At 68.2% G+C, this 23,288-nt stretch carries 18 protein-coding genes and 1 pseudogene; 10 read left to right on the top strand and 9 right to left on the bottom strand.

What is annotated here, in order from left to right:
* A pseudogene (locus tag ACJ8AT_RS37680) lies at window positions 1-132 on the top strand (L-erythro-3,5-diaminohexanoate dehydrogenase); the annotation flags it as partial.
* A gap of 86 nt (window positions 133-218) precedes the next feature.
* On the opposite strand, the gene ACJ8AT_RS37685 reads toward ACJ8AT_RS37680, so the two are convergent.
* Together ACJ8AT_RS37685 and ACJ8AT_RS37690 are read right to left on the bottom strand one after the other, a co-directional pair.
* Window positions 219-3,233, bottom strand: coding sequence for an NAD(P)-binding protein (locus tag ACJ8AT_RS37685; protein WP_407742820.1), 3,015 nt, complete (start codon window positions 3,231-3,233; stop codon window positions 219-221).
* 184 nt (window positions 3,234-3,417) lie between these two features.
* Window positions 3,418-5,076: a M14 family metallopeptidase gene (locus tag ACJ8AT_RS37690; RefSeq protein WP_407742821.1), complete on the bottom strand. Its 1,659-nt coding sequence runs from the start codon at window positions 5,074-5,076 to the stop codon at window positions 3,418-3,420.
* 83 nt (window positions 5,077-5,159) lie between these two features.
* Between ACJ8AT_RS37690 and ACJ8AT_RS37695 the strand changes: the two genes are divergently transcribed.
* The 9 genes from ACJ8AT_RS37695 to ACJ8AT_RS37735 all read left to right on the top strand — a co-directional run bounded on the left by ACJ8AT_RS37695 (window position 5,160) and on the right by ACJ8AT_RS37735 (window position 13,069).
* Complete coding sequence (locus ACJ8AT_RS37695; protein WP_407742822.1) at window positions 5,160-6,716, top strand: lysine 5,6-aminomutase subunit alpha; 1,557 nt, start codon at window positions 5,160-5,162, stop codon at window positions 6,714-6,716.
* On the top strand, window positions 6,713-7,195 hold the full coding sequence (locus tag ACJ8AT_RS37700) for a hypothetical protein (protein ID WP_407742823.1): 483 nt from the start codon (window positions 6,713-6,715) through the stop codon (window positions 7,193-7,195). Before ACJ8AT_RS37695 ends, ACJ8AT_RS37700 begins: the two co-directional genes overlap by 4 nt.
* 4 nt (window positions 7,196-7,199) lie before the next feature.
* Window positions 7,200-7,985, top strand: a complete 786-nt coding sequence (locus tag ACJ8AT_RS37705) for an OAM dimerization domain-containing protein (RefSeq protein ID WP_407742824.1) — start codon at window positions 7,200-7,202, stop codon at window positions 7,983-7,985.
* 26 nt (window positions 7,986-8,011) lie between these two features.
* On the top strand, window positions 8,012-8,374 hold the full coding sequence (locus tag ACJ8AT_RS37710) for a hotdog domain-containing protein (protein WP_407742837.1): 363 nt from the start codon (window positions 8,012-8,014) through the stop codon (window positions 8,372-8,374).
* Window positions 8,375-8,392: 18 nt separating this feature from the next.
* Window positions 8,393-9,220, top strand: a complete 828-nt coding sequence (locus tag ACJ8AT_RS37715) for a 3-keto-5-aminohexanoate cleavage protein (protein WP_407742825.1) — start codon at window positions 8,393-8,395, stop codon at window positions 9,218-9,220.
* Window positions 9,221-9,223: 3 nt separating this feature from the next.
* Complete coding sequence (locus tag ACJ8AT_RS37720; protein WP_407742826.1) at window positions 9,224-10,000, top strand: SDR family NAD(P)-dependent oxidoreductase; 777 nt, start codon at window positions 9,224-9,226, stop codon at window positions 9,998-10,000.
* Window positions 9,990-10,781, top strand: coding sequence for a class I SAM-dependent methyltransferase (locus ACJ8AT_RS37725; RefSeq protein ID WP_407742827.1), 792 nt, complete (start codon window positions 9,990-9,992; stop codon window positions 10,779-10,781). The genes ACJ8AT_RS37720 and ACJ8AT_RS37725 overlap by 11 nt, the downstream gene beginning before the upstream one ends.
* 487 nt (window positions 10,782-11,268) lie before the next feature.
* Window positions 11,269-12,120, top strand: a complete 852-nt coding sequence (locus tag ACJ8AT_RS37730) for a hypothetical protein (RefSeq protein ID WP_407742828.1) — start codon at window positions 11,269-11,271, stop codon at window positions 12,118-12,120.
* A 58-nt stretch (window positions 12,121-12,178) separates the two neighbouring features.
* Window positions 12,179-13,069, top strand: a complete 891-nt coding sequence (locus ACJ8AT_RS37735; RefSeq protein WP_407742829.1) for an efflux RND transporter periplasmic adaptor subunit — start codon at window positions 12,179-12,181, stop codon at window positions 13,067-13,069.
* Window positions 13,070-13,082: 13 nt separating this feature from the next.
* Here ACJ8AT_RS37735 and ACJ8AT_RS37740 read toward each other — a convergent pair whose 3' ends face one another.
* The 7 genes from ACJ8AT_RS37740 to ACJ8AT_RS37770 all read right to left on the bottom strand — a co-directional run.
* The gene (locus tag ACJ8AT_RS37740) at window positions 13,083-15,296 is read right to left on the bottom strand and encodes a peptidase domain-containing ABC transporter (RefSeq protein ID WP_407742830.1); all 2,214 of its coding nucleotides are present in this window, start codon (window positions 15,294-15,296) and stop codon (window positions 13,083-13,085) included.
* Window positions 15,289-16,233, bottom strand: a complete 945-nt coding sequence (locus ACJ8AT_RS37745; protein WP_407742831.1) for an HlyD family efflux transporter periplasmic adaptor subunit — start codon at window positions 16,231-16,233, stop codon at window positions 15,289-15,291. The genes ACJ8AT_RS37740 and ACJ8AT_RS37745 overlap by 8 nt, the downstream gene beginning before the upstream one ends.
* On the bottom strand, window positions 16,230-19,421 hold the full coding sequence (locus tag ACJ8AT_RS37750) for a lantibiotic dehydratase (protein ID WP_407742832.1): 3,192 nt from the start codon (window positions 19,419-19,421) through the stop codon (window positions 16,230-16,232). The genes ACJ8AT_RS37745 and ACJ8AT_RS37750 overlap by 4 nt, the downstream gene beginning before the upstream one ends.
* A 169-nt stretch (window positions 19,422-19,590) precedes the next feature.
* Window positions 19,591-19,767, bottom strand: a complete 177-nt coding sequence (locus tag ACJ8AT_RS37755) for a hypothetical protein (protein WP_407742833.1) — start codon at window positions 19,765-19,767, stop codon at window positions 19,591-19,593.
* Window positions 19,768-19,991: 224 nt separating this feature from the next.
* On the bottom strand, window positions 19,992-20,918 hold the full coding sequence (locus ACJ8AT_RS37760) for an MsnO8 family LLM class oxidoreductase (RefSeq protein WP_407742834.1): 927 nt from the start codon (window positions 20,916-20,918) through the stop codon (window positions 19,992-19,994).
* Between the two features lie 3 nt (window positions 20,919-20,921).
* A complete protein-coding gene (locus tag ACJ8AT_RS37765; protein ID WP_407742835.1) occupies window positions 20,922-22,175 on the bottom strand; it encodes a lanthionine synthetase C family protein in 1,254 nt (417 codons plus the stop codon).
* Between the two features lie 95 nt (window positions 22,176-22,270).
* Window positions 22,271-23,288, bottom strand: a 1,018-nt coding sequence (locus ACJ8AT_RS37770) for an acyl-CoA carboxylase subunit beta (RefSeq protein WP_407742836.1), incomplete at its 5' end; no start/stop codon positions are given.

The raw sequence follows: 23,288 nt of genomic DNA on the forward strand, positions 1-23,288 counted from the left end.
GCGGAGGGCGTGGGCAAGGACGTGACCATGCTGGTGGGCAACGGCTACGCGCCCGGCCACGCAGACCTCACGCTGGACCTGCTGCGCTCCGAGCCCGCCCTGCGCAAGCTGTTTGAGACGCGCTACGTCTGATGGTGCGAGGTTGTCTGGTGCGAGCCCAAGGCCCTGTGAACGCATCTCAGTGGATAGGCATGCTCTCCAGCCGTGCGAACGGGCGCTTACCGCCCATCGGCGCGGAAGATTTCGCGCCCCGACTCCATGACGAAATCGAAGTCGACCCAGGTGGCCGCGAGTGCTTGCTGGCCCCCAGGTTCAAGGCCGAGATCCGTTGTGAAGGGGTGGCTGGCGTGGTCGCCCCAGCTCACCTGGAACCCGCCCGGGATTGGACCGTATCCCCGCATGTTCTGCACGGTTGCCTTCGCCTCGATGATGGCCTGGTAGCAGGCGCGGTCGGTGTGCTGGACGTCGCGGAACTGTTTCAAGAACGCGATCGTCACCTCGTCCATGGTGAAGCGACGTGCGATCGCCGAAGCCCAGGAGCCTGATGTGTCGAATGGCCCGGGGAGCTTGCCAATCAGCTCGGCAACGGAGCGCAGCGGACCTGGAGCGGCATCGTTCCGGGTGACCTCGAGGATGCGGGCCCGAGTGCCGCAGGTCTCAGGGGAGTGTCGCGTGAGGACCTCACCCACCACCGAGAGGTAATCGAGCGCGTGCCCCGAGCGGCGCACTTCCAACTCGACCACGCTCTTGGGAAAGCCGTAGATCTCGCGCCCTGCGGCCGCAGCGGCGCCGGTCGAGACAAAGATGTGGGGCAGGAACCAGACCAGCCGCTCGGGGATCAGCCCTCCCTTCCCGGGGCGCATGGCCCAGGCCGGCACCCAGAAGGCCACGTCGGTCTCGGGCATGTAGCCCAGGCGGCGGTGCTCGGGATCGCCGGAGAATGCGCGCCCGGCGAAGGCCGCGGCGAGCACGACAAACGGGGCTGCGGGAACGTACCGGACGTGCCCGCGACCGGGGATGTTCAAGTGCCGATCGAGCAGCGCGCTCAGGGCACTCTGCCGAGCCCGCAGCACGAGCGCCGTCATCGACACTTCCTCCATCACGTAGGGCGAGCGGAGCGACATCTCACCGGGGCGGTCGACATAGCGCGGCAGCTCAATCCGGGGCGCCGCACGCCGCCGGGGAACCTCGCCGATCACGGAGACCGGCGCGCCGAGCGCCTTCGCCGCCATCAGCCCGGACATCGTGGCCGCCTCGATGCAGCCCAGGTCATAGCCGGTCCGGGTCCAGTCGCCTGCCAGGACGAGCCCCTCGAACCCTGACTCATCGGGAGCGATGCGGTGCTTCTGCGAGCCCGGCACGGACAGCACGTAGCGGTCCGAAGGCTCCGCGTTGACGCGCAGGTATTGGGCGCGCAGGCGCTCGGGGCCGGTGCGCCCTTCGGGATCGAAGAGCTCCTCCCACTGGAGATTCCCTCGCGAGTCCGCACCTCCCGGCCAGATGTGGGCCAGGTGCTCCTCGAGGAAGCCCCGCGCGACTCCCTCCAGCGCCGCACGATCGTCGGATCGCGGATCACTCGCGGAGACCGGATCCTCGCCGTCCCCGAGCTGGCCACAGGCGTAGAGGAGGCCCCGCACGCCGTCCTGCTTCTTCCAGCCCTCGATCGGGATGAGGTGAGACATGTCCGCCCAGGTCTCGAGCGGCACCTGATAGGCGGTCGTGACGGGGGCGCCCTCGTTCGAGGCGAGCGGCCCGATGGGCTTGGTCACCCAGAGCTGCATCGACACCGTGCGGACTGTCTTCACGTGCTCGACCATGCGCTGCCAGCTCGGGCTCGCCGCGATGAGCTCCGAGGCGACGAACGGAAGCGCTCCGAGCGAGATCCCCAGCAGAACCTGATCGAAGTCGGAGCCCCGCTGCAGCGTGCGCTGCTCGACGGGGGACCAGTCGCTCCAGAAGGAGGCGAACTTCGCGCCATGGCGGGCGAGCGCCTCTCCCTCGACGAGCTGGTCGTAGAGAGGCTGCTCGGGCCAGCACGGCAGTCCGTTGACATCGACGAGCGGGTGATACTCGCCGGAGCGGGGAGTCGCCTGCCGGCCGATGACGACGCGCTCGACGCTCCGCTGATCGTCGGAGAGCTCGAGCCTCTCCACGCGGTGGAAGAACTCGAAGCGGACGCCGCGCCGCCGCAGCACCTCGTACAAGGGCGCGATGACGGTCTCTCCCATGCCCGCGCGCATCTTGTAGAAGATGGCGCCGCGGTAGCACGTGAACATGCGCATCATTCCGAGCAGTGCCAGCCCCGCGCCAGCACCGGCGCCGTCGCAGAAGGCGAGGTGGTAGAAGGCGCGGATCAGCCCGCTCGACACCGTCATCTCGGAGGCGCCGTGCTTGCGCAGCCAGTCGCTGAAGTCGAGCTCGTCGAGCGCCTCGAAGTCACTGTCCGACCCGAGGACGTCGTCGCGCAGGATGCCGATCAAGCAGACCGCGTTGAACTCGAGGACGACCCACAGGCGCCGCAGGTTGGCGTCGGACTCGATGTCTCCCCTGGCCAGGACCCGGAGCTGGTCGAGCAGGGCCCGGACACCGTCGGCGACAGCGCTCGCCGCCTTGCCGACGAGCAGGGAAGCTTGGAGCTTGAGCACGTGCTTGATCAGCCCACGGATCTGCCCGGCCACATCGCCGACCTTGGGCAAGGTCCGCCGCCGCTGGTTCAACCAGTCCATCGCATAACGGAGCACCTGCAGCGCGGCGCTGCGCATGGACTCCGGGAGACTCGGGAGCGGGCGCCCGTCGCCGGGCCACTCGTCATTCTGGGGGAAATTGACGCTCCAGTGATCCCAGCCGCGCGGGGTCTGCTCGCCCACGACGATGGAGCTGTGCTTCACGAAGGCGTCGCGCAACGTTCGCATCGCGGCCCCGGGTGGGCGGCCGAGCTCCTCGTAGCAGCGGCGCAGCAGCGTAAAGGCGTTCTCGTAGTAGCCGAGCCAGACGTGGAGGCCATGCTCCTCGATACGCCCATGCGCGTCCCGGTTGCGGACGCTCGCGCCCTTGCCGCCGAGCAGCCATCCATCCTGGTAGACGGTGAGCTCGTAGCGCTCGCGGAGCTCGGGCGAGTCGGTCAGGGCAAAGGCGGCCGAGAGCGAGGCCATGCCTCCTCCCAGGATGGCCACCTTCTCACGGCGGGGCTTGGCTGGGCGTGCGGTGGAACGAGGCGGGGAGGGCTGCTGCATGGTCACGGAGGTCCTGAACGCAAGAGGGGGTGCGCTAAGCGCATACGAAGCAGAGCGACCAGTCTGGCAGTGTGAGATCGGTTCAGTCTGCCCCCTGAGGGAGAGCGAAGCAGGCAGCCAAGGAGCCCCCAGGGTGGGGCCTCCAGTTGACCCCACCTCTCGATGCCGCGGACGGCGGCTCGCGCTATTCAGCCTTCTTCGGGGCCTGGGCCGCGCTCACCACGCGGTGCACCGGGTGGAACTCTCCCACGGTGATGAGGCCGTCGAGGAACTGCCAGCGGCAGAAGCCATCGTCCGAGTGCGGCTCCAGCAGGTACACGATCAGCGTGCCCGTGCGCTGCGCCGTCGGGACGTACAGCGTCCCAGCTGGGAACTCGCGCGTGGAGCGCTCGGGGGAGACCGTGAGCACGGTCTCGAAGCGCACGGGCTTGGGCTTCTGGCTCAGCGGCACTTCTGCTTCGCCGGGCGGCGGAACGTTCGCGGCCACGTCGGGGCTGAACGTCTCCTCTCGCCGCACCACCCGGTAGCTGTCCACCGTGAAGCGCTGGGGCGAGTCCAGGCGCTCGAAGCGGATGCCATGTCCCTCCAGGCGCGCGGCCAAGTCCGCAGGCACGAGATACCCCGCGGGTGTGCTCACCGATTGCGTGGGGACGAACGTCCGGTAGTGCGGCACGCGGTAGGTCTTCCGGCGCTTCCCGGGATAGCGCCGCTCGGTGATGCTCGCCTCGTCGAACGCCAGGATCTCGGCGGTGTCGTCCGGCTTCGCGTGAGCGGGGTACTCGAACACCAGCGCGCCCTGATCCTCTCGCGTGGCCACTCCGTAGTTGATCCCCACCAGTGACTGCACGTCGGCCGACTCTCCACGGGCGATGATGCGCTCCTGCTCGGTCTCGGTGACGGCGCGATACGCGGTGGCGTTCTTGGCGGCTTCGCGGAACAGCTCCAGCAGCCACGCTCGCATCACCGCACAGCGGCGGGGAAAGTCGATGTAGCTGTAGGTCTCGAGCAGCACATCCATCCTGCCGAGCAACCCGCGGTAGTGGCTGCCGAAGCGCGGCAGGGCCGGGTAAGTATGCCAGCCCGAGCGGGGATCGCCCTCGTTCTTGTAGTTGCCGTACCAGAAGCTGTCGAAGCCATGGCGCGCCTTCACGGCTGCGGCCACGCGCTCGAGCATCGTCCGGTTGACGTGCCGCAGTTGCGCGAAGAGGGGCTCGTTGGAGTGCGACGTGTCGAAGGTGAGATCAAACCCGTGGATGCTGCCGTCAGTGGTGTGGCAGTCGATGAACAGGTGCGGCCACCACGTCTGATAGAGCCTGGCGAGGCAACGCGTCTCGGGGGCCTCCTGCTTCATGCTGTCCCGGTTGAGGTTCCAGCCCTCGCCCGTGTAGCGCATGCCCACGCCGCCCTCGGGGTTCACCTGGCCCTCGAGGTTCTTCAGGTCGAGCTTGCGGTTGTTCGGGCTGATGCGGTCGTTGCCATCCGGGTTGAAGTTCGGGATCAGCACCAGGCACAGCTTGTCGAGCAGCTTCTTTCCCAGCGCGGTGAGCGTCAGGTCGCGCGCGAGCGCGAGCACCGCCTCCTTGCCTTCAACCTCACCTGCGTGGATGTTCGCCTCCACCATCACCACGGCCTTCTTCTGCTTGCGCGCGAGCTCGGGCGTGAAGCAGGCGCGGTCGCTCACGACAAGCGCCACCATGGGCTGGCCCTCGCCGCTTTGTCCGAAGTCCACCCTCCGGGCCAGCTTCGTGCGGCGGCACAGCTCGTCGATGAAGGCGAGCACGTCGGAGTGGCGGGAGGTCTGCGTGTACTTCGAGGCTTCGGCTCGGGTGAGCAGCTCGGTCATGAGTGCACATCCGAACGTTCAGTCCAGGCACCGTCAAGCAGAAAAGTTCAACATTTCTAACCGTTTAGAAGTAAGGTGCCGCCATGCCGGGACCGTTCATCCAAGACGAACAGATTGCGCATGCGCGCAAGCTGGCCGAGGAGATCGTCAACCCGATCTTCGAGCTCATCCGCCGCAACACCACGGTGTCCATCGAGCGCACGGTGCTGCGCTTCTTCGGCATCTCGGGCGCCGGAGCGCGCGGTGTGCCGCTGGCCAACCTCATGGTGGACAAGCTGAAGGCCGCCGGGGTGCTCAATCGCGGCGCTGCCTACTGGTACGGCCGCGCGCTGCAGCTCGGCGCCAAGAGCCCCCTGGAGGCCGTCGAACGCCTCACCGCGCTGCCCACCGAGAAGCTGGGGCCCCTGTCGCCCGAGCAGGAGCAGAACCTGCGCGCCGAGGTCCGCGCCGAGGCTCGCGCCGCGCTGGAGGATCTCCAGGCGCGCATCGCCCAGCGCAACGAGCTGCGCCAGCAGCTCCCCATGCCCCCGGCGCCGCACAAGTACGTCATCGTCGCCACGGGCAACATCTATGACGACGTGGATCAGGCGCGAGCGGCGGCCCAGGCCGGAGCGGACGTCATCGCCGTCATCCGCTCCACCGCGCAGTCGCTGCTGGACTACGTGCCCCACGGCGCCACCACCGAGGGCTACGGCGGCACCTACGCCACCCAGGAGAACTTCCGCATCATGCGCGAGGCCCTGGACGACGAGAGCCGCAAGCTCAAGCGCTACATTCAGCTCACCAACTACTCGTCCGGGCTGGCCATGTCCGAGATCGCCTTCTGCGCGGCGTACGAGAAGCTGGACATGCTCCTCAACGACGCGATGTACGGCATCCTCTTCCGCGACATCAACATGCGGCGCACGTTCATTGATCAGTACTTCAGCCGCCGCATCTGCGCCCTGGCCGGCATCATCATCAACACCGGCGAGGACAACTACATCACCACGGCGGACGCCTACGACGCGGCCCACACCGTCATCGCCAGCCAGTTCATCAACGAGTGCTTCGCCAAGCGCGCGGGGCTGCAGGACTGGCAGCTGGGCATTGGCCACTCGTACGAGATCGATCCGTACCGCGCGGACACGCTCCTGCTGGAGCTGTCCCAGGCCATGCTGGTGCGCCGCTGCTTCCCCAACGCCCCGCTGAAGTACATGCCGCCCACCAAGCACAAGGAGACGGACATCTTCTTCAGCCACGCGTACGACGTGATGGCGGATCTGGTGGCCATCTGGACGCGGCAGGGCATTCAGCTGCTGGGCATGATGACCGAGGCCATGCACACGCCGCTGCTGGCGGACCGCTACGTGGCGCTCAAGTCGGCTGGGTACATCCACCGCGCCGCCCGGGGCATCGACGAGGAGTTCACCGTGCGCGAGGACGGCAAGATCGCCAACCGCGCGCGCGAGGTGTTCGCCAAGGCCATGGAGCTGCTGGAGGAGTGCCACAAGGAGGGCATGGTGGCCGCCATCGGCAAGGGGCGCTTTGGTGACGTGAAGCGCTCGGAGACGGGCGGCAAGGGCCTGGACGGTGTGCTGGAGAAGGGCCCGGACTACTTCAATCCATTCCTGGAGATCCTGGAGGGTACGCACTCATGATCGGTTCCTTGTTGTTGGCGGTGACGTTGGCGACGAGCACGGGCGGTTCGGCGCAGGCGCTCAAGAACTACCAGGCCAAGACGCTGACGCTCAGCGTGCCTGTGTCTTGGGTGCACACCACGGAGGAGAGCACTGAGAAGTTCAAGGCCCCCACGGGCGAGGCCTTCTTCACGCTGGACGTGGGCGCGGTGCAGACGGCGGGCATGAAGCCCCAGGTGTGCCTGGACAAGATCCTCTCCGCCATGGGAGGCGGAAGCTGGGAGCCGCTGAAGCTCGGCTCCAACCCGGCGGCCAGGCGCGTCAACGTGGACAACGCCACCGAGGATGGCTCGAACAAGGTGCGCTCCACCACCTACGTGGGCTGCAATGGCAAGACGACCTGGTCCCTGATCTTCTCCACGGACGAGAAGAAGAAGGAGCTGTACGAGCCGCTGGCGACGCAGATCGTCCAGAGCGTCTCGTACGCGAAGGGGAAGTAGCCTCATGGTGAAGCCGAGCAAGCAGATCATCCGCCCCTACGGGGACCGCCGGGACGACGGGGTGGTGCAGCTCTCGTTCACGCTCCCGGTGCCCCTGTCGGAGAAGGCCAAGGAGGCCGCCGCCCAGTTCGTGAAGAAGATGGGCTTCTCGGATGTGAAGGTGGCCGCCGCCGAGCGCGCCGCGGACAACTACTCCTTCTTCATCGTGTACGCCCGCTCGGGCATGTACATCGACTACTCCGAGATCGACGTCCCCGAGGTGGTCATCAGGAAGATGGGGTTCGATGAGCTCAACGCCTTCATCCAGGAGAAGGTGGGCCGGCGCATCGTCGTGTTCGGCGCGTGCACGGGCACGGACACGCACACGGTGGGCATTGACGCCATCCTCAACATGAAGGGCTACGCGGGCGACTATGGCCTGGAGCGCTACCCGTGGTTCGAGGCGTTCAACCTCGGCAGCCAGGTGCCCAACGAGGATCTGATCACCAAGGCCCTGGCCAAGAAGGCGGACGCCATCCTGGTGAGCCAGGTCGTCACCCAGCGCGACGTGCACAAGGAGAACTCGCGCCAGTTCATCGAGGCCGCCAAGGCCAGGGGCCTCCACGGCAAGACGATCCTGCTGCTCGGTGGGCCGCGCGTGGACCACAAGCTGGCGCTGGAGCTGGGCTTCGACGCGGGCTTCGGGCCGGGGACGAAGCCCTCGGATGTGGCCAACTTCATCGTCCATGCGGTGCTCAAGAAGCAGGGCAAGGAAGATCCGAACGCGCACTACCAGGGAGAGCCCAAGTGAGCACCAAGGCCATCATCCGGTTGCGCATGAGCAGCCATGACGCGCACTACGGCGGCAACCTGGTGGACGGGGCGAGGATGCTCGGGCTGTTCGGGGACGTGGCCACCGAGCTGTGCATCCGCCACGACGGGGACGAGGGGCTGTTCCGCGCGTATGACTCGGTGGAGTTCCTGGCCCCGGTGTACGCGGGGGACTTCATCGAGGCGGAGGGCGAGATCGTCAGTGTGGGCAATACCTCACGCAAGATGCGCTTCGAGGCGAGGAAGGTGATCCGCCCGCGCACGGACGTGAACGATTCGGCGGCGGACCTGTTGTCCGAGCCGGTGGTGGTGTGCCGTGCTTCGGGCACCTGCGTCGTTCCCAAGGACAAGCAGCGCATCCAGCGCTAACCCAGGAAGGGGGCTGTCATGAGCATGCCCATGGTGATTACCGCGGCGATGGTGGGGGCGGAGACCACGCGCGAGCAGACGCCACACCTGCCCATCACGGCGGAGGAGATTGCCGAGGACGCGGTGAAGTGCCGCGAGGCCGGCGCGGCCATGGTGCACCTGCACGTGCGCACGGCGGACGGCAAGCCGTCCCAGGATGCGGGGCTGTTCCGCGCGGCGATCCGGGCCATCCGCAAGCGCACGGACATCATCATCCAGACGTCCACGGGTGGCGCGGTGGGCATGAGCGTGGACGAGCGCTGTGGGCCGCTGACGCTGACGGGCGCGGATCGCCCGGACATGGCCACGCTGACGACGGGCACGGTGAACTTCGGCCAGGACGTGTTCTGGAACCCGCGCCCGCTGGTGAGAGACATCGCCAGGCGGATCCGGGCGCTGGGCATCAAGCCGGAGATCGAGTGCTTCGACGTGGGGATGATCGACGAGGCCAACGCCCTGGCGAAGGAAGGGCTGGTCGATCTGCCGGCGCACTATGACTTCGTGCTGGGAGTGCCGGGGGCGCTGTCGGCTCGGGAGGATGCGCTGGAGTTCATGATCAAGTCGCTGCCCCAGGGGAGCACGTGGACGGTGGCGGCGATGGGCCGGCACCAGCTCCCGTTCGTGGAGCTGGCGGCGGAGCGCGGGGGCAACGCGCGGGTGGGGCTCGAGGACAACATCTACGTGTCCAAGGGCGTGCTGGCCAAGGGCAACTGGGAGCTGGTGGCCGAGGCGGCGAAGCGAGCAAAGGCCAAGGGCCGCACGCTGGCCACTCCGGAAGAGGCGCGGAAGATCCTGCGCCTGACGTGATCCATGGACACAGATCTGAGGGGCAAGGGCGTCCTCGTGACCGGGGGCGCGGGAGGCATTGGCACGGCCACGGTGCGCGCCTTCGCGGAGGAGGGCGCGCGGGTGGCGGTGCACTACCGCACGAAGGAGGCCCCGGCGCGGGCGCTGGCGGCGGAGCTGGGCGGCGTGGCGCTGCGCGCGGATCTCACGGCCGAGGCCGAGGTGGACGCGCTCATCCCCGAGGCGGTGAAGGCGCTCGGGCGGCTGGATGTGCTGGTGGCCAATGCGGGCCACTGGCCTGCGCCGGACGAGCCCGTGTGGCGGATGTCGCTGCAGCGGTGGCGGCAGACGCTCGCGGAGAATCTGGACAGCGTGTTCCTCACCTGCCGGGCCTTCTTGCGGCACGTGGAGACGACGAAGACCGGGAGCCTGGTGCTGGTCAGCTCCACCGCGGGGCTCTTTGGCGAGGCGGGGCATTCGGACTACGCGGCGGCGAAGGGCGCACTCGCGAATGGCTTCGTGAAGAGCCTGAAAAACGAGCTGGGGCGCATTGCGCCGATGGCGCGGGTGAACGTGGTGTGCCCGGGGTGGACGGAAGTGGAGCGCAACCGGGCGAAGCTCCAGGATCCGGCGTTCCTCTCACGAGTGACGCGGACCATGGCGCTGCGCAAGGTGGGGCGGCCCGAGGATGTGGCTCGGGTCATCGTGACGCTGGCGTCGGATCGAATCTCCGGGCACGTGACGGGAGAAGTCGTCACCGTGGCTGGCGGCATGGAGGGCAGGGTGCTGCATGACGACTGATTTGGACGTGCGCGCTTACAACCGCGAGGCCTGGAACCGGCAGGTCGCGAAGGGGGACCGGTGGACGGTGCCCGTGCGTCCGGACGTCATCGCCGCCGCGCGTCGCGGGGAGTGGAGCGTGGTGCTGACGCCTCGCAAGCCCGTGCCTCGCGAGTGGTTCGGCGAGCTGAAGGACAAGGAGGTGCTGGGCCTGGCGAGCGCGGGCGGGCAGCAGGGGCCGATCCTGGCGGCGGCGGGCGCTCGGGTGACGATCCTCGACAACTCGCCGGCACAGCTCGGACAGGATCGGAAGGTGGCGGAGCGCGAGGGCCTGGCGATCCGGCTCGTCGAGGGAGACATGCGGGATCTGTCCGTCTTCCCGGACGAGAGCTTCGATCTGATCTTTCACCCCAGCTCCAACTGCTTCGTGGATGACGTGCGGCGCGTGTGGCGCGAGGCCTACCGCGTGCTGCGCCCGGGAGGCGTGCTGCTGTCCGGGTTCTGCAACCCGATCATGTTCCTGTTCGATCCAGAGCTGGAACCGCAGGGGAGGTTGCAGCTCAAGTACCGGATGCCCTACTCGGACTTCACCAGCCTCACGGACGAGGAGCGGCGCCGCTACACGGACAAGGGCGAGCCCCTGTGCATCGCGCACTCGCTGGAGGATCAGATCGGCGGGCAGCTCGCCGCGGGCTTTCTGCTGACCGGCTTCTACGAGGACAAGCATGTCGAGGGGGACCGGCTCGCGGAGTACATGGCCAGCCTCTGCGCGACTCGCGCGGTGAAGCCTACGGCACGGTGAGCCCCATGCGCTGGGCGGCGCCAGCGGCTCAGTCACTCAGCCCCAGCTCCTGCCAGTAGAGGTTGGAGAACTCGCGATCACTGACGGCCTTCGCCAGTGGATAGGAGAGCACGAGTTCAGCGGGATCTCGCCCGATGCGGAACAGCGCTCGATCCGCTTCTTGCAGCGCGAATAGTTCGGGGCGTCCTGGTGGGCCTGCAGCTTCTCCTGCACCGGGCTCAAGAGCTTGCGCATGCGCTTCAGCGCGTTGTCACTGTAGGATGGCCGTCTTCAACACGTTGTTGGGCACGACGTGGTGGGACTCGTGCCAGTAGGGCGTGTCCCGCTACGCGCCGCGGTTCAATCCCGCGACTCGCGCGGTGAAGCTTGCGACGTGAGCGCCCAGGTCCGCGTGATACGATGGATCATGCGAACCTTCGTGGCCCTGCCACTCCTGGCTACCATGTGCGCCACTCAAGCTCTTGCCGCGACTGCTCCCCGAACTCTCATGCCAGCGTTCTGGAGCTTCGTGGACGCAGCGGAGAAGGCTCCCGAAGAGCGGCTCCCCGCGCTCTTCCAGAAGCACCTGGTGGAGGACAACCCGGACCTCTACGTCTCTGGAGTGCTGGGGGATCCCAAGAAGGACCCGCAGCGCTGGGAAGGGCGCATCCGCGAGTACTGGAAGAAGGTGAAGCCGCTCCTGCCGCAGGTGCACGCTGCGGAGAAGGATCTGATGGGAGTGCTGGCAGATGCCGAGGGGCTCTTCCGCCAGCAGTTCCCGAGCTTCCCCCTGCAGGTTCAGGTGATCGTGACCCCCTCGCGCTTCGACTTCGATGGGGCCTTCCGTGGCGTCAAGGAGAGTCCCGCGGTGCTGTTCGCACCCGATGGCATTGTCGCCGTCGCTGGAGACAAGAGCCGCCGCCGCGCCCGCCCCCTGGTCATTCATGAGCTCTTCCACACCATCCATGAGCTCGTCTCCGAGGATCCGGACGTCTTTCTGATGATGTGGAGGGAGGGGCTCGCCATCCACGCGACCCACTCCCTGCTGCCTCAGACGAGCTTGGAGGATCTGCTCGCCTCCGAGGAGCTGGCGAGCCTGCCCGCCGCTGAGGAGGCCCGATTGGCCCGGGAGATCCTCGGCAAGCTGGACCGCAAGGATGTGGCGCGGCGGGAGTTCTTCGATTGGGCGCCCGAGCCGATCACCCCAGGTATGCCTAACCGCTCCGGTTACTTGCTGGGCTACCGGGTGGCCCAGCGCCTGGGGAAGACGCACTCGCTGGAAGCGTTAACCCGGATGGGGCGGCCCGAACTGGAGCCACTTGTCCGCGCAGCGCTCCAGGACATGGCGAAGACTCCTTGAGGAGCGAAGCCGGGGTCTGGAGTGGTAAGGCCCGCGGGCTCGGGCCACAATGGGTGCCATGCATTCTTTGGTGAGAGGGACGGTGGCCCTGTTGGGCTTGGCCGCAGGGAGCGTCCCGGCGGATGAGGCCCCGCGTCCTCCCGCGCTCGCGGCTCACGCCATGCAGGTGGCCTCCCGCGTGCCCTCCCTCGTGGGCGTGGTCAGTGCCACCCGCTCGCTGGACTTGCTTCCTCAGGTCGAAGCCCGCCTGGAGCAGCTCAAGGTCCGGCTGGGGGATCGGGTCGAGGCGGGCCAGGTCGTGGCGGTGCTGGACACGCGGACGCTGCAGCTCGATCAGGCGGCCCACCAGGCCCAGCTCAAGGCCGCCGAGGCGGAGCTCTCCCGCTCCACCGTCCTGCTTCAGCAGGCGCAGCAGGCGCTTGACCGGGAGAAGCGCATCCGCGACTACACGGCCGCGGAGGATGTGGAGAGGGCCGAGCATGCCGTGGCGCTCGCGGCCGCGGACGTGGAGCTGGCCAAGGCCAAGCTCTCCGAGATGCAGGCCCAGCTGGCCCTGTCCAACGAGAACCTGGATCGGGCGCGCATCCGGGCCCCCTTCACCGGCGTGGTCTCCGAGGAGTACCTCCAGCCCGGGATGATGGCGACGCGCTCCACCCCCATCATTCGCCTGGTGGGCGAGGAGCGGCTGCTGCGCTTCGCCATCCCCGAGGCGTTGGTGGGTTCGGTCCGGCTGGGCAGCGAGCTGCGGATCCCTCTTGAGGGGAGTTCACCCCTTCAGGGGTTCGTCGAGCGCATCTCTCCAGAGCTGGATGCGAGCTCGCGTCACCTGAAGGCCGAGGCGCGGCTGAACATTCCCGCCGAGGCGCGTGGGCTGCTGCCCATCGGGGCCATTGTCCCGGTGGAGCTAGTGGCTCCCTCGGGTGCTCGCGCGGAGAACAAGACTCCGTGAGCCGCCGCGGCGCCTATGCCGCGGCCTGGGCGGCGACCAGCTCGTAGTAGGAGCCGCGCTTGGCCATCAACTCCGTGTGCGTGCCTTGCTCCACCAGGCGCCCCTTGTCCATCACCAGGATGACATCCGCGTCCAGGATGGTGCTCAGCCGGTGGGCGATGACGACGCGGGTGCAGCGCAGCTCGGTGAGCGCCTGCTGCACCGCGCGCTCCGTTTTCACGTCCAGCGCGTTGGTCGCCTCGTCGAGCAGGAGGATGGCCGGATCATTCACCAGCGCCCGCGCCAGGGCGAGGCGCTGGCGTTGGCCTCCGGAGATGGAGCCCCCCATCTCGCTGAGCAGGCTGTTGTACTGCATGGGCATGCCCTGGATGTCTTCGTGGATCTGGGCGCGCTGGGCGGCCGAGATCACCGCGTCCATGGTGATGGTGGGATCCTGGTAGGCGATGTTCCGGCGGATGTCGCCGCGGAAGAGCATCGGGTTCTGCAGCACCACGCCGAGCTGGCTGCGCAAGTCGTACAGATCCAGCTCCGTCAGGGGCACGCCGTCGTAGCGGATGGTGCCCGAGGCAGGCAGGTACAGGCCAAGCAGCAGGTGGGCGAGCGTGGACTTGCCCGCGCCCGAGCGCCCGACGATGGCGACGAACTGGCCGGGCTTGACCTCCAGCGAGACTTCCTGGAGTACCAGCGGCGCCAGCGGACCGTAGCGGAAGGAGACGTTCTCGAGCTGGACGCCGCCCTGGAGCTTGTGGGGCCTGCGGTCCTTGGCGGAAGGTGGCTGCTCGGGAGGAGACTCCAGCACGTCGTCGATCCGCTCCAGGTAGCTGCCTACCAGCTGGAGCCGGAAGCTGGCCGCCATCAGGTTGGAGATGGGGGTGATGAAGCCCACCGCCAGGGCGTTAAGCGCCAGCATCTGGCCCAGCTGCAGGTGCTGGCTGAGCACCTGGTACGTCCCCACCGTCAGCAACACCAGGGGCGAGATCATCCGCAGGGCGCTGTTGCACGCCTCGACGGTCGCCTCCAGCCGCCCACGCTCCAGTGACACATTGAGGGTGTCCACGTAGTAGTTGGACCAGTTCTGCACGGTGCGGCTCTCCACCCCCATGCCCTTGATGGTCTGGATGCCCGTCAGCATCTCGACCTCGTAGCTCTGAGCAATGGCCTTCACCTCCAGGTCCTTGGCCATCAGCTCTGCCTGGCGCCCCCTGGCCACCACGAAGACGAGCACCTGCAAGAAGCCCAGGAACAGCACCAGCAGCCCCATCTGCCAGCTCATCACCAGCAGCACTCCCAGGTAGAGGATGGCCAGACTGCCATCCAGCATGGCGGACAGCACTCCCGAGGTGAGGATCTCCCGGATGTTGGAGTTGCTGTTGAGCCGGGCGATCAGATCACCCGAGGAGCGCACGTGGAAAAAGGAGAAGGGCAGGTGGATCAAATGATCCACGAAGCCCAGTGTCAGCCTTGCGTCCATGTGGGTGCGCAGGTGCAGCAGCAGGTGAGCGCGCACCAGCGAGGAGAGGACCTGGAAGACGAGCAGCACGGCCATGCCCGCGCTCAGCACGCCCAGCAGCGACACGTCCCCCGTGGGGAGCACTACGTCTACGACCGCCCCCGTGAGGGCGGGCAGGGTGAGTGCCAGTAGCTGAAGCAGCAGCGAGGTGACGAGCACCCGCCCCAGCATGGCCCGCGCCTCCATCACCAAGCGCACGTAGCGGTGGGTGCCGCGCGTGGCCTTGCCCGTCTCGAACGTCTCTGAGGGTTCGAAGAGCAGCGCTACACCTGTGAAGGCCTTGCGGAACTGCTCGTGCGGGATGAAGCGCCGCCCCAGGCCGGGATCCGCCAGCCGCACACCGCGAGGAGTCACTCCCTCGAAGACGACGAAGTGGCGGAACTCCCAGTGGAGGATGGCGCCCACCTCCAGCAGGTGCAGCTCGTCCACGTCCACCTTGGCTGCCCGGCCCCTAAGGCCCATGCGCCGCCCGGCCTCGAGGATGGCGCGCGCGGTCACCCCCTGGGTGCTCACCAGGCCCGTGGCGCGCTGGACCTCCTCCAGCGTCATCTTCCGGCCCCAGTAGCCCAGCACCATGGTCAGGCACGCCGCGCCGCAGTCCACCGCGGTGACCTGGGGGGTGAAGGGCAGGCGCCGCCCGATCAGCCGCTGGCCCAGCTGGCGCAGGGCCGGGAAGCGTTCCATCAACGAGGGCGGGGAGGGCTCTTGCTCAGCCACGCTCCCTCCAGAGCGCATCTAGCGCGGGCACGAGCACCGTCCACCCGTTGCGGCTGCGGACCCGGACGCGCCCCGTGCCCACCATGCCGCTGTAGTAGCGGTAGGCGTGGCCGTGCGCCCGGAAGCCTTCGTCCGGCAGCCGGGCCTCCACCACCACCATGGGCCCGTCCACCGTCACCATGTCTCCCATGTCCGGCCCCAGGTAGCGCTTCACCTCGGCGGGGCCCACCAGCTCGTCGCTCACGGTGGTGACAGTGACGTCCTGGTAGAGGTAGGCAAAGCCATTGAGCTCCAGGCGCAGCGGCTGTCCCGGCTGCAGCATGGGGCGGTACTGGCCCGGCACGAGGATCAACGCCTTCACCGCGGTGTCCTGCTTGGCCAGGGTGGCCACCACGTCGCCGGCGCCCAGGTACTGGTTCTCGTGTATGCGCACCTCTCGCACCCACCCGTCAAAGGGCGCCACCAGCGTGCGCTCGGAGACCAGCACCTCGTTCAGATCGATCTGTGGACGCAGCGTGCCCAGCGCCTGGCGCGCCGAGGTGTTGAGCGGATCCGTCAGCCGGGCCGCCAGCTGGGAGCGGAACTCCTGGACGACGCGATCCCGCTCCGCGGTCTCCCCCCGCGCATACAGCTCCACGAGAGGTTCGCCGGCGCGCACCCGCTGCCCACGGCTCACCAGGATGCGGCTGACGCGGCCCCCGGCCGTGGAGGTGATGTCCTCCACCCCCTGGACCTGGATGAGCATGGGCCCCTGGGCGTACTCGTGCACGCTCACCACGGAGAGCCCCACCGCCAGGGTGAGCATGAGCGCCACCACCACCCAGTACGTGGCGCGCACCCAGAAAGGGGTGAGCTGGATCAGCGAGCCCTGGTATTCGCCCTGGTTGTAGTACTCGAGAGCCTCCTGACGGAAGAGGCCCTGCGGTTCATTGCTCATCCGCCTTGCCCTCGCGCGCGGCGGGAACGGTACAACCTCTCCAGGAAGTCATAAAGGACCAGCTCCTGGGCCCGCTGGTCGCCGGGCAACAGCCGGTTGGCCTGCATGTGGAGCAGGCTCTCGGAGATGGCCTCGGGGGGCAGGGTGAGCTTGCCCTCCGTCCAGGCGTGCCGCAGCCGCTCGCCCACGGGTTTCAGCCGCGCGGTGCGGCGCCGGAACGCGGCGAAGGCGGGCTGCAGCGGACCCTTGGAGGCATCAGCCGCCGCCAGCAGGGACTCCAGCCCCTTGCGCTCGGCGCGAAAGCGCAGGCCCAGCTGCTCTTCGAACGTCTTGTCCACGAGGAACTCCTTGCCGAAGTTCTCCCGCAGGCGCTGCGCCACCCCCAGCTTCGCGTCCAGGCTCAGCCCCAGATCGTCCAGCATCAGGTCCATACCCTTGAGGGCCAACCGCCAGCGCAGATCCACCCCCTCGTCGCCCGAGTAGGCCTCGACCAGCTCCAGGGCGGCCTCGCTGTCGGCGGCGAAGAGCTCCTCGACCATCTCGATGCCGCCGGGGCCGCCGTAGCGCTCCACCTCGCGCTCGTAGGTGTCCAGCTGGAGCCGCCACACGCTGCCCTCGGCCAGCAGGGGCGCGCAGGCCTTGTGCAGCGCCGGCCACGCCTCGGTCTGGAGCCGCTCCGGGGCGCCATGCAGCCGCAGCCGCACGTGATGCTCCGGGTCCGCGTAGCGGATGAAGAACCAGCGATCCACCACGCCCGAGGTGGCCAACTGCCGCAGCGTGTCCGCCAGCGCCGAGCGCAGCAGCCGGTCCGCGGTGGCCATGCCCGTGTAGAGCTTGGCGTAGAGCCACTCGGAGCCGGGGGCGAAGCGCCGGGGAGTGTCGCTGGGAGGCGGACCCTTGGGCTTGCGCACCGGTAGCGCGGGCGCGGTGCGCACGAAGGGCACCACCAGCTCGTGGATATAGCGCCCCTCACCGCTGTCCACGCACAGCTCCTCGGGCCCAGGGTACAGCTCCTCCAGGGTGGCGTAGGGCCGGTCCTTGATGAGGTGCAACAGCGTCTCCAGCGACAGCGTGTTGTCCAGGTCCAGCGGCAGCACGTTGTCGCCGTCCTTCAGGCACACCCACCGCGGCAGGCGCATCTGCTGGCGGAAGCGCTGGAAGGCCTCGAGGCGCTCGGCGGGGCGCAGCTTGCGCCACTCTCCCAGCTGTGGGCGGCCCAGGTTCCACTGGGCCAGCGCGAACACCGTGCGCCCATACCGCACCCGGGGCAGGAAGGCGGCCGAGTTGAGGGGGCCCCACTGGAAGCTGAAGCCCCGCTGATCCTGGTTCTGCAACAGGCCCAGGAACCGGTAGACGCCCACGCCGAAGATGTTGAACGAGTGGGCGTTGGACAGGCGGGGAATGACTTCCCGGCCGTGCTGCCCCGAGCGCAGCACCAGCCGTCCGTCCTCCAGGCTCAGCCACAGATCCTCCACGCGGATCTGCTGCTCCAAGGGCAGTCCGGACTGGCCCATGAAGACGATGTCGTGCTGGCGCACCGCGGGCCGGCAGATGACGTTGCCCATGCGGTCCTGCGGCAGGTGGACGATCTCCGCGAAGAGGGCATCCGGGCGCAGCTGCTCCTCGGCGCGTACATGCTCGCGCACACAGGCTTCGAGTGCCGGATCATTGTGGCAGAAGCGCCCCAGCATCATCGCGCCCGAGGGCCCGTGCGCGTGCTCCAGCACGAACCGGAACTCTCCCCGGTCCACCGCCTCCGCCGAGCGGGCCACCAGCGTGCCCAGCACGCCAAAGGCATCCGGCAAGACAGCCGACTCCTCGGGATCCAGGGTGGCCACGTCCTCGGGCGCCAGGACGAGCTCGTGGGCGTGCTGCCGCCACGTCTCCTCCAATCGGCGCTGCAGCAGCCCCCAGCGCTTGCCCAGCCGGGTGCGCTCCTGCCCCTTGCGCCCCTGGAAGGGCAGGCCCTGCAGCAGCGGGCTGGTTGAGGCACCCAGCCGGGTTTCGTTCTTGAGTCCCACCCCGCGCTCGTCGTCCAGCGCCTCCAGCAGAGGCACGGCCCGGGTCTCATAGCGCTCGGCGAAGCGCTCGCGGAAGCGCACCAGCAGGTCTCCTTCCGGAGCCCGGGAGGCGAAGTGCCGCAGCGCCTCCAGGCTGTCGAGGAGCTCGTGGGTAACGCGGCGCGAGAGCGTCAGGCCCTCCCCGGGCCGCAGGGAATCCACCTGGAACAGGCGGGGCAGCTCCACGGGGACGGGCAGCGCCTCCAGGCTCTGCGCCACCTGCCGGTAGGCCTCGGGGGCTGTGCCAGGGGCCGAGTTCATCTCCGTCAGCCGGGCCTGCACCGCGGACAGCTTCTCACGGACCGCCGCCAGCGCGGGGATGCCCCGAGCCTCTTCGATGAGGTGAGGGACGGGCTCGGCGCCGGACACGGTGGGAGCCCAGGTGGGGACCAAGAGCTGGGAGTCCACGATCTGCTCGACATACTGCCGGGCATCCTCCAGGGGGACCTCGGGATCCAGCGCCACCAGCGCCTCGGCCAGCTCCGCCAGCGTCGTGCCAGCCCGGGCTCGCTCCAGCGTGCTCTCCAGGTACGGCGTCGTCTCCATGGCGACCAGGTTGTAGGAGCGCCCCCGGGCGCGCTGGCGTGTCTCCAGGTAGCGCAGGTGGGTGGGGGTGCGGAAAATGCTGGAGTTGGGCACGTACTTCAGCGCGTGCAGCACCTCGGGGGTGCGCCGCACCTTGTCCACCAGCGTGCACACGTAGTCCATGTCCAGCCGGGTGTGCTTGCGCACGGCGGAGCGCTCCGCGAGGCGCAGGTGCGTCTGCTCGCCGAGCTTGCCCAGCGCGTGGGTAGCGAACAGGCCGAAGGGGGTGGCGCGCCCCGCCATGCGCGAGAAGTAGCGCACCAGCGTGCGCTCCACCTTCTGGCCCCGCTCGGAGGTGGGCGCCTCCAGCCACAGCGGCAGGCTCTCATCGAGGCTGGGCGAGGCCAGGAAGAGCGCCTCTCTCACCATGGGATCCTCGATCCAGCGCCGCAGGTACTCGCGCAGCCGACGGCTGTCCTCCGCGCGCACATCTCCGGGGCCTTGCTGGGCGAAAGGCTCGCTGGGGGCGGGGTTCCAGGCCGTCAGCGCGTCGAATGGGAGCAGTGGGGTTCGCAGCGCGAAGAAGCCAGCAGGGACAAACACGGGGGGCTGCTTGGAGCGTGGGCTGCGGTCGGTCATGAGCGTGGTGAGGGCAGGGGCTCCAAAAACGAATACGGAGGGACAGCCTGGGGCCATCCCTCCGCATTCTACACATCCATTCTCAGGACCGATTCAGCGCACCGGTACTCTGAGGAGAGAACCCACAGGCGGACTAGTTGGCCTGCGTGGTGCCACAGCCAGTGCCCTGGCAGCCGCTGCAGCCACAGCCGCTGATCAGACCGCCGACAACCTCATCCAGGAGGTCCAGCTGGCTGTCGTCGATGATGCGCAGGGTCTCCTTCTTGAGGGACAGCTTCATCTTGAGGGGCTCGGACTTGACGATGCTCATGACTGCCTCCGTGGGGGTATAATGACCACTCGGCCAGGCAAGGGGTCCTTGCCCTGAGTGGTAAACGGATATCTACACCCCTTTTCACCCCAAGTGAAGCAGGAAAATGCAGAATACGTCGTTTTTTTGTGGGTCCAGGAATCTCGGGCAAACACGTAACAGTTGGAGACCTGCGAAACCCCGGTCCGGGCCACCGGGCCTGAGATGGCGCACAGGGTGAAGGATTAGGCGGTTTTCCTGGCTTCCGTGGAGGCTGTGCCCAGCCGCAGGGCCGAGGCCAGCAGGCGGTAGCCGCGCAGCCGTGAAGCCTCGTCCGGAGCCACGTCCAGGAAGATGATCTCATCGGCCCGGTAACGGTGGGCGAGCGTCTCCAGCTTCTCCCGGCACTGCTCCGGGTTGCCGACCACCATCAGCGCCGGATCCATGCTGCCAATGCCCGTCAGCGCCAGCTTCCTGGCCTCTTCCTCCGTCTCGGCGCACAGGCCGCTGACGGCGACGATCATCTCAGGCTTGGGCTGGTGCGCGTTGGGGCGGAACTCGTCCAGGTAGATGGAGGTGATAGCGGGGTTGTCCCGGCTCTGCACGTGCGCCAGCGAGAAGCCGTAGCAGGTGCCGTGCTGGGCCGCGGTGCGCGCGGAGCCCGGGTTGGACAGCCCCAGCATCCAGAACGGAGGAGGCGGCGTGCCCAGCGGGTTGAAGGCCAGGGGTGACTCCCCGCGCACCAGCGAGAGCAACTGCAGGACGCGCTGGGAGTAGCCCTCGCGCACCTTCTCGATAGGCTCGGGCGCGCTCGGGGCGCGCATGGCCTCGATGACCGGCGGCTCGGCCTCGCCGCCGCCCACGCCCAGATCAATCCGGCCCGGGAACATGGCCTCCAGCATGCGGAAGGCCTTGGCCACGCGCATGGGGCTGTGGAGCTTCATCAGCATGCCCGCCACTCCGATGCGGATGCTCTCCGTGGAGCCGGCGATGAGCGGCACCATCAGGTCCGGCACGTGCTGGGCGTAGAGCAGCTCGTGGTGCTCGGCCATCCAGAAGCGCGAGTAGCCGAGCTGCTCCAACTCCTGCGCGACCCGGACGGATTCGTAGAGGCTGTGGTACGGCTCGAGGCCCGGGCGGATGAGACAGAAGTCGAGAATGCCCAGTCGCATGGCTCAGGCCTCAGGGGTGGCGGGGAGGGTGGGTTCGAGGGAGAAGAGGAAGGGCTGATCCCAGTCGGGGACCTGATCGGTGGCCGCGGCCAGCAGCATCAGCGCGATGCCCGTGGCGCCGAACTGGACGTTGCCCAGGGGGCGCGCGGGATCCTGCTCGAAGCAGTAGCCGCCGGGCCCGTTGCCGGGCTGGCGCAGGGCCAGGGTGTGCTCCACCCAACGGGTGGCGGCCTCCGCGAAGACAGGCTGGCCCGTGGCCTGGAACAGCCGTAGGAAGATCTGCGCGGTGCCAGCGGTGCCACAGCACAAGTTGGCGCTGTTGTTGTGAGGCTTGCGGTCCACTCCCTCGCGGGCAACGTGGGTGGCCCATTCGAGCGTGCGGGCCTGCCAGCCGGGGTCCCCCCAGGCGCGCGCGGCCCACCACAGCGCGGCGGTGATGCCCGGATTGCCAACGCACCAGCTGAAGCGCTCGTCCGTGACGGGTTCGGTACCGTGGAAGTAGTGGGGAAACTGCGGGTGTCCCGGCTGGGCTCGGCTGGCCATCCAGCGGAAGCCCTCCTCCAGCAGCGGCTGGGTCTTCTCCCGCGAGACACCGAGCGCGTGCGCCAGCGCCAGCATGCACAGCGCGCCGGGAATGCCGTGCGCCACGCCCGTGGTGTACAGGCCTTGGGGGAACGAGGCGTTGGGGCCGTGGAGGACCCAGTAGCCGCGCGGCATGGACCAGGTGACGCCCGCCTCCGAGCGCTCCGCGGCCTCTTCCGTCATGGCCACCGCGCGCTCCAGCAGCTGACGGCCCCGGGGGTGGGACACGCGCTCGGCCGCATACAGCCCCATGCCGGCCAGTCCATCCCGGATGTCACAAGGGTGAGGCCAGGGCGTGCGGTTCAATTCCTCGCCCAGCGCCTCGTCCACGGAGTCGAACAGCTCCGCGACGTCCAGGTCCGGATATCGCTGGGCGAGGCGCGCTGCCGCCCACCCCAGGCCGCTCAGGCCCCCGTGCAGGCTGCGAGGGGGCTTGGGATTCCGGGCAAACAGCGCCGCCGAGCGCTGGAGGCTGAGTGCCGCCTGCTCGATCAGGTCCGGTGCCACGGTGCGGGCCGCCATCTCGAAGAAGAGGGCGTAGCCAGCGTAGCCGCTGAGCAGCCCGGGCTCTCTGCCGAGCGGCTGGCTGGCGACGTCCTTGATGATGGCCTCGGCGGCTTCCAGGGCCTGGGATTGGAGGCGTCCTGTGAGCAGCGGCTTCCAGGGAGAGCTCATGTGTACCAGCATGCGGGGAGCGCTCACTCTATAAGTACGAGGGTGCCCGCCTCAACGGGGGGAGCCGGTTCCGCTGGAATTTCGAGGCACTGCGCTCAGACTGGGGAGATCTCCCTGCGACGGAAGGGGCGCTCCACCTTCTTGTTCGCCGTGCGCTTGAGCGCCCGCGCGAGCAGCCGCCGCGTGTCCCGAGGGTCCACCACGTCGTCAATCATGGCCATGGCCGCCGCACGCTCGATGCGGATGTGCTGGCGCAGGTTCTCCGAGAGCTCCTTCTTCATCGTGGCGGCCGCCTCGGGGCTCTCGGCGCCCTGCAGCAGCTTGCGCGCGGCGATGGACACCATGCCCTCGGCTCCCATCACGCCGATCTCCGCTCCCGGCCAGGCGATCAGCAGGTCCGGCTCGAAGGCCCGGCCGTTCATCACGTAGTAGCCCGCGCCGTAGCCCTTGCGCACCACCACCGTGAACTTGGGCACCGTGGCGCTCGCCACCGCGTACATCATCTTCGCGCCGTGGCGGATGATGCCCTGCTGCTCCACCTTCGTGCCCACCATGAAGCCCGGCACGTCCTGCAGGAACACCAGCGGGAGGTTGAACGCGTCGCACAGGTTGATGAACCGCGCCGCCTTGTCCGCCGAGTTCACGTCCAGGATGCCGCCCATGAACATCGAGTTGTTCGCCACGATCCCCACCGGGTAGCCGTCGATCCGCGCCAGCCCTGTGATCACGTTGCGCGCCCAGCGCGGCTTGAGCGGGAAGAACTTCCGGTCATCCACCAGAGACAGGATGACCTTGTGCATGTCGAACGCCTGCCGCGGGCTCTCCGGCACCACCTTCAGCAGATCCTCGTCTCGCCGGTCGAACGGGTCCGACGTGGGCCGGCGCGGCGGTTTCTTCTCGCAGTGAGAGGGGAAGAAGGACAGGTACTCGCGCACCGCCTCGAGGCAGGCCTTGTCGTCCGCGTACTCCGCGTCCGCCACGCCGGACAGCTCGTTGTGCACCTTGGAGCCGCCCAGCTCCTCCTCCGTCACCTTCTCGCCCACCACGGACTCCACCAGGTACGGGCCGCCGATCGCGATCGAGCTCGTCCCCTTCACCATGGGCAGGAAGTCC

Origin of the sequence: Hyalangium sp. (genome assembly GCF_045802625.1) — a bacterium.
Taxonomy (GTDB): domain Bacteria; phylum Myxococcota; class Myxococcia; order Myxococcales; family Myxococcaceae; genus Hyalangium.

Coding starts and splice junctions, on each gene's coding strand:
- ACJ8AT_RS37685 (WP_407742820.1), bottom strand. CDS start 3,233: ATGCAGCAGCCCTCCCCGCCTCGTTCCACCGCACGCCCAGCCAAGCCC.
- ACJ8AT_RS37690 (WP_407742821.1), bottom strand. CDS start 5,076: ATGACCGAGCTGCTCACCCGAGCCGAAGCCTCGAAGTACACGCAGACC.
- ACJ8AT_RS37695 (WP_407742822.1), top strand. CDS start 5,160: ATGCCGGGACCGTTCATCCAAGACGAACAGATTGCGCATGCGCGCAAG.
- ACJ8AT_RS37700 (WP_407742823.1), top strand. CDS start 6,713: ATGATCGGTTCCTTGTTGTTGGCGGTGACGTTGGCGACGAGCACGGGC.
- ACJ8AT_RS37705 (WP_407742824.1), top strand. CDS start 7,200: ATGGTGAAGCCGAGCAAGCAGATCATCCGCCCCTACGGGGACCGCCGG.
- ACJ8AT_RS37710 (WP_407742837.1), top strand. CDS start 8,012: ATGAGCAGCCATGACGCGCACTACGGCGGCAACCTGGTGGACGGGGCG.
- ACJ8AT_RS37715 (WP_407742825.1), top strand. CDS start 8,393: ATGAGCATGCCCATGGTGATTACCGCGGCGATGGTGGGGGCGGAGACC.
- ACJ8AT_RS37720 (WP_407742826.1), top strand. CDS start 9,224: ATGGACACAGATCTGAGGGGCAAGGGCGTCCTCGTGACCGGGGGCGCG.
- ACJ8AT_RS37725 (WP_407742827.1), top strand. CDS start 9,990: ATGACGACTGATTTGGACGTGCGCGCTTACAACCGCGAGGCCTGGAAC.
- ACJ8AT_RS37730 (WP_407742828.1), top strand. CDS start 11,269: ATGCCAGCGTTCTGGAGCTTCGTGGACGCAGCGGAGAAGGCTCCCGAA.
- ACJ8AT_RS37735 (WP_407742829.1), top strand. CDS start 12,179: ATGCATTCTTTGGTGAGAGGGACGGTGGCCCTGTTGGGCTTGGCCGCA.
- ACJ8AT_RS37745 (WP_407742831.1), bottom strand. CDS start 16,233: ATGAGCAATGAACCGCAGGGCCTCTTCCGTCAGGAGGCTCTCGAGTAC.
- ACJ8AT_RS37755 (WP_407742833.1), bottom strand. CDS start 19,767: ATGAGCATCGTCAAGTCCGAGCCCCTCAAGATGAAGCTGTCCCTCAAG.
- ACJ8AT_RS37760 (WP_407742834.1), bottom strand. CDS start 20,918: ATGCGACTGGGCATTCTCGACTTCTGTCTCATCCGCCCGGGCCTCGAG.
- ACJ8AT_RS37765 (WP_407742835.1), bottom strand. CDS start 22,175: ATGAGCTCTCCCTGGAAGCCGCTGCTCACAGGACGCCTCCAATCCCAG.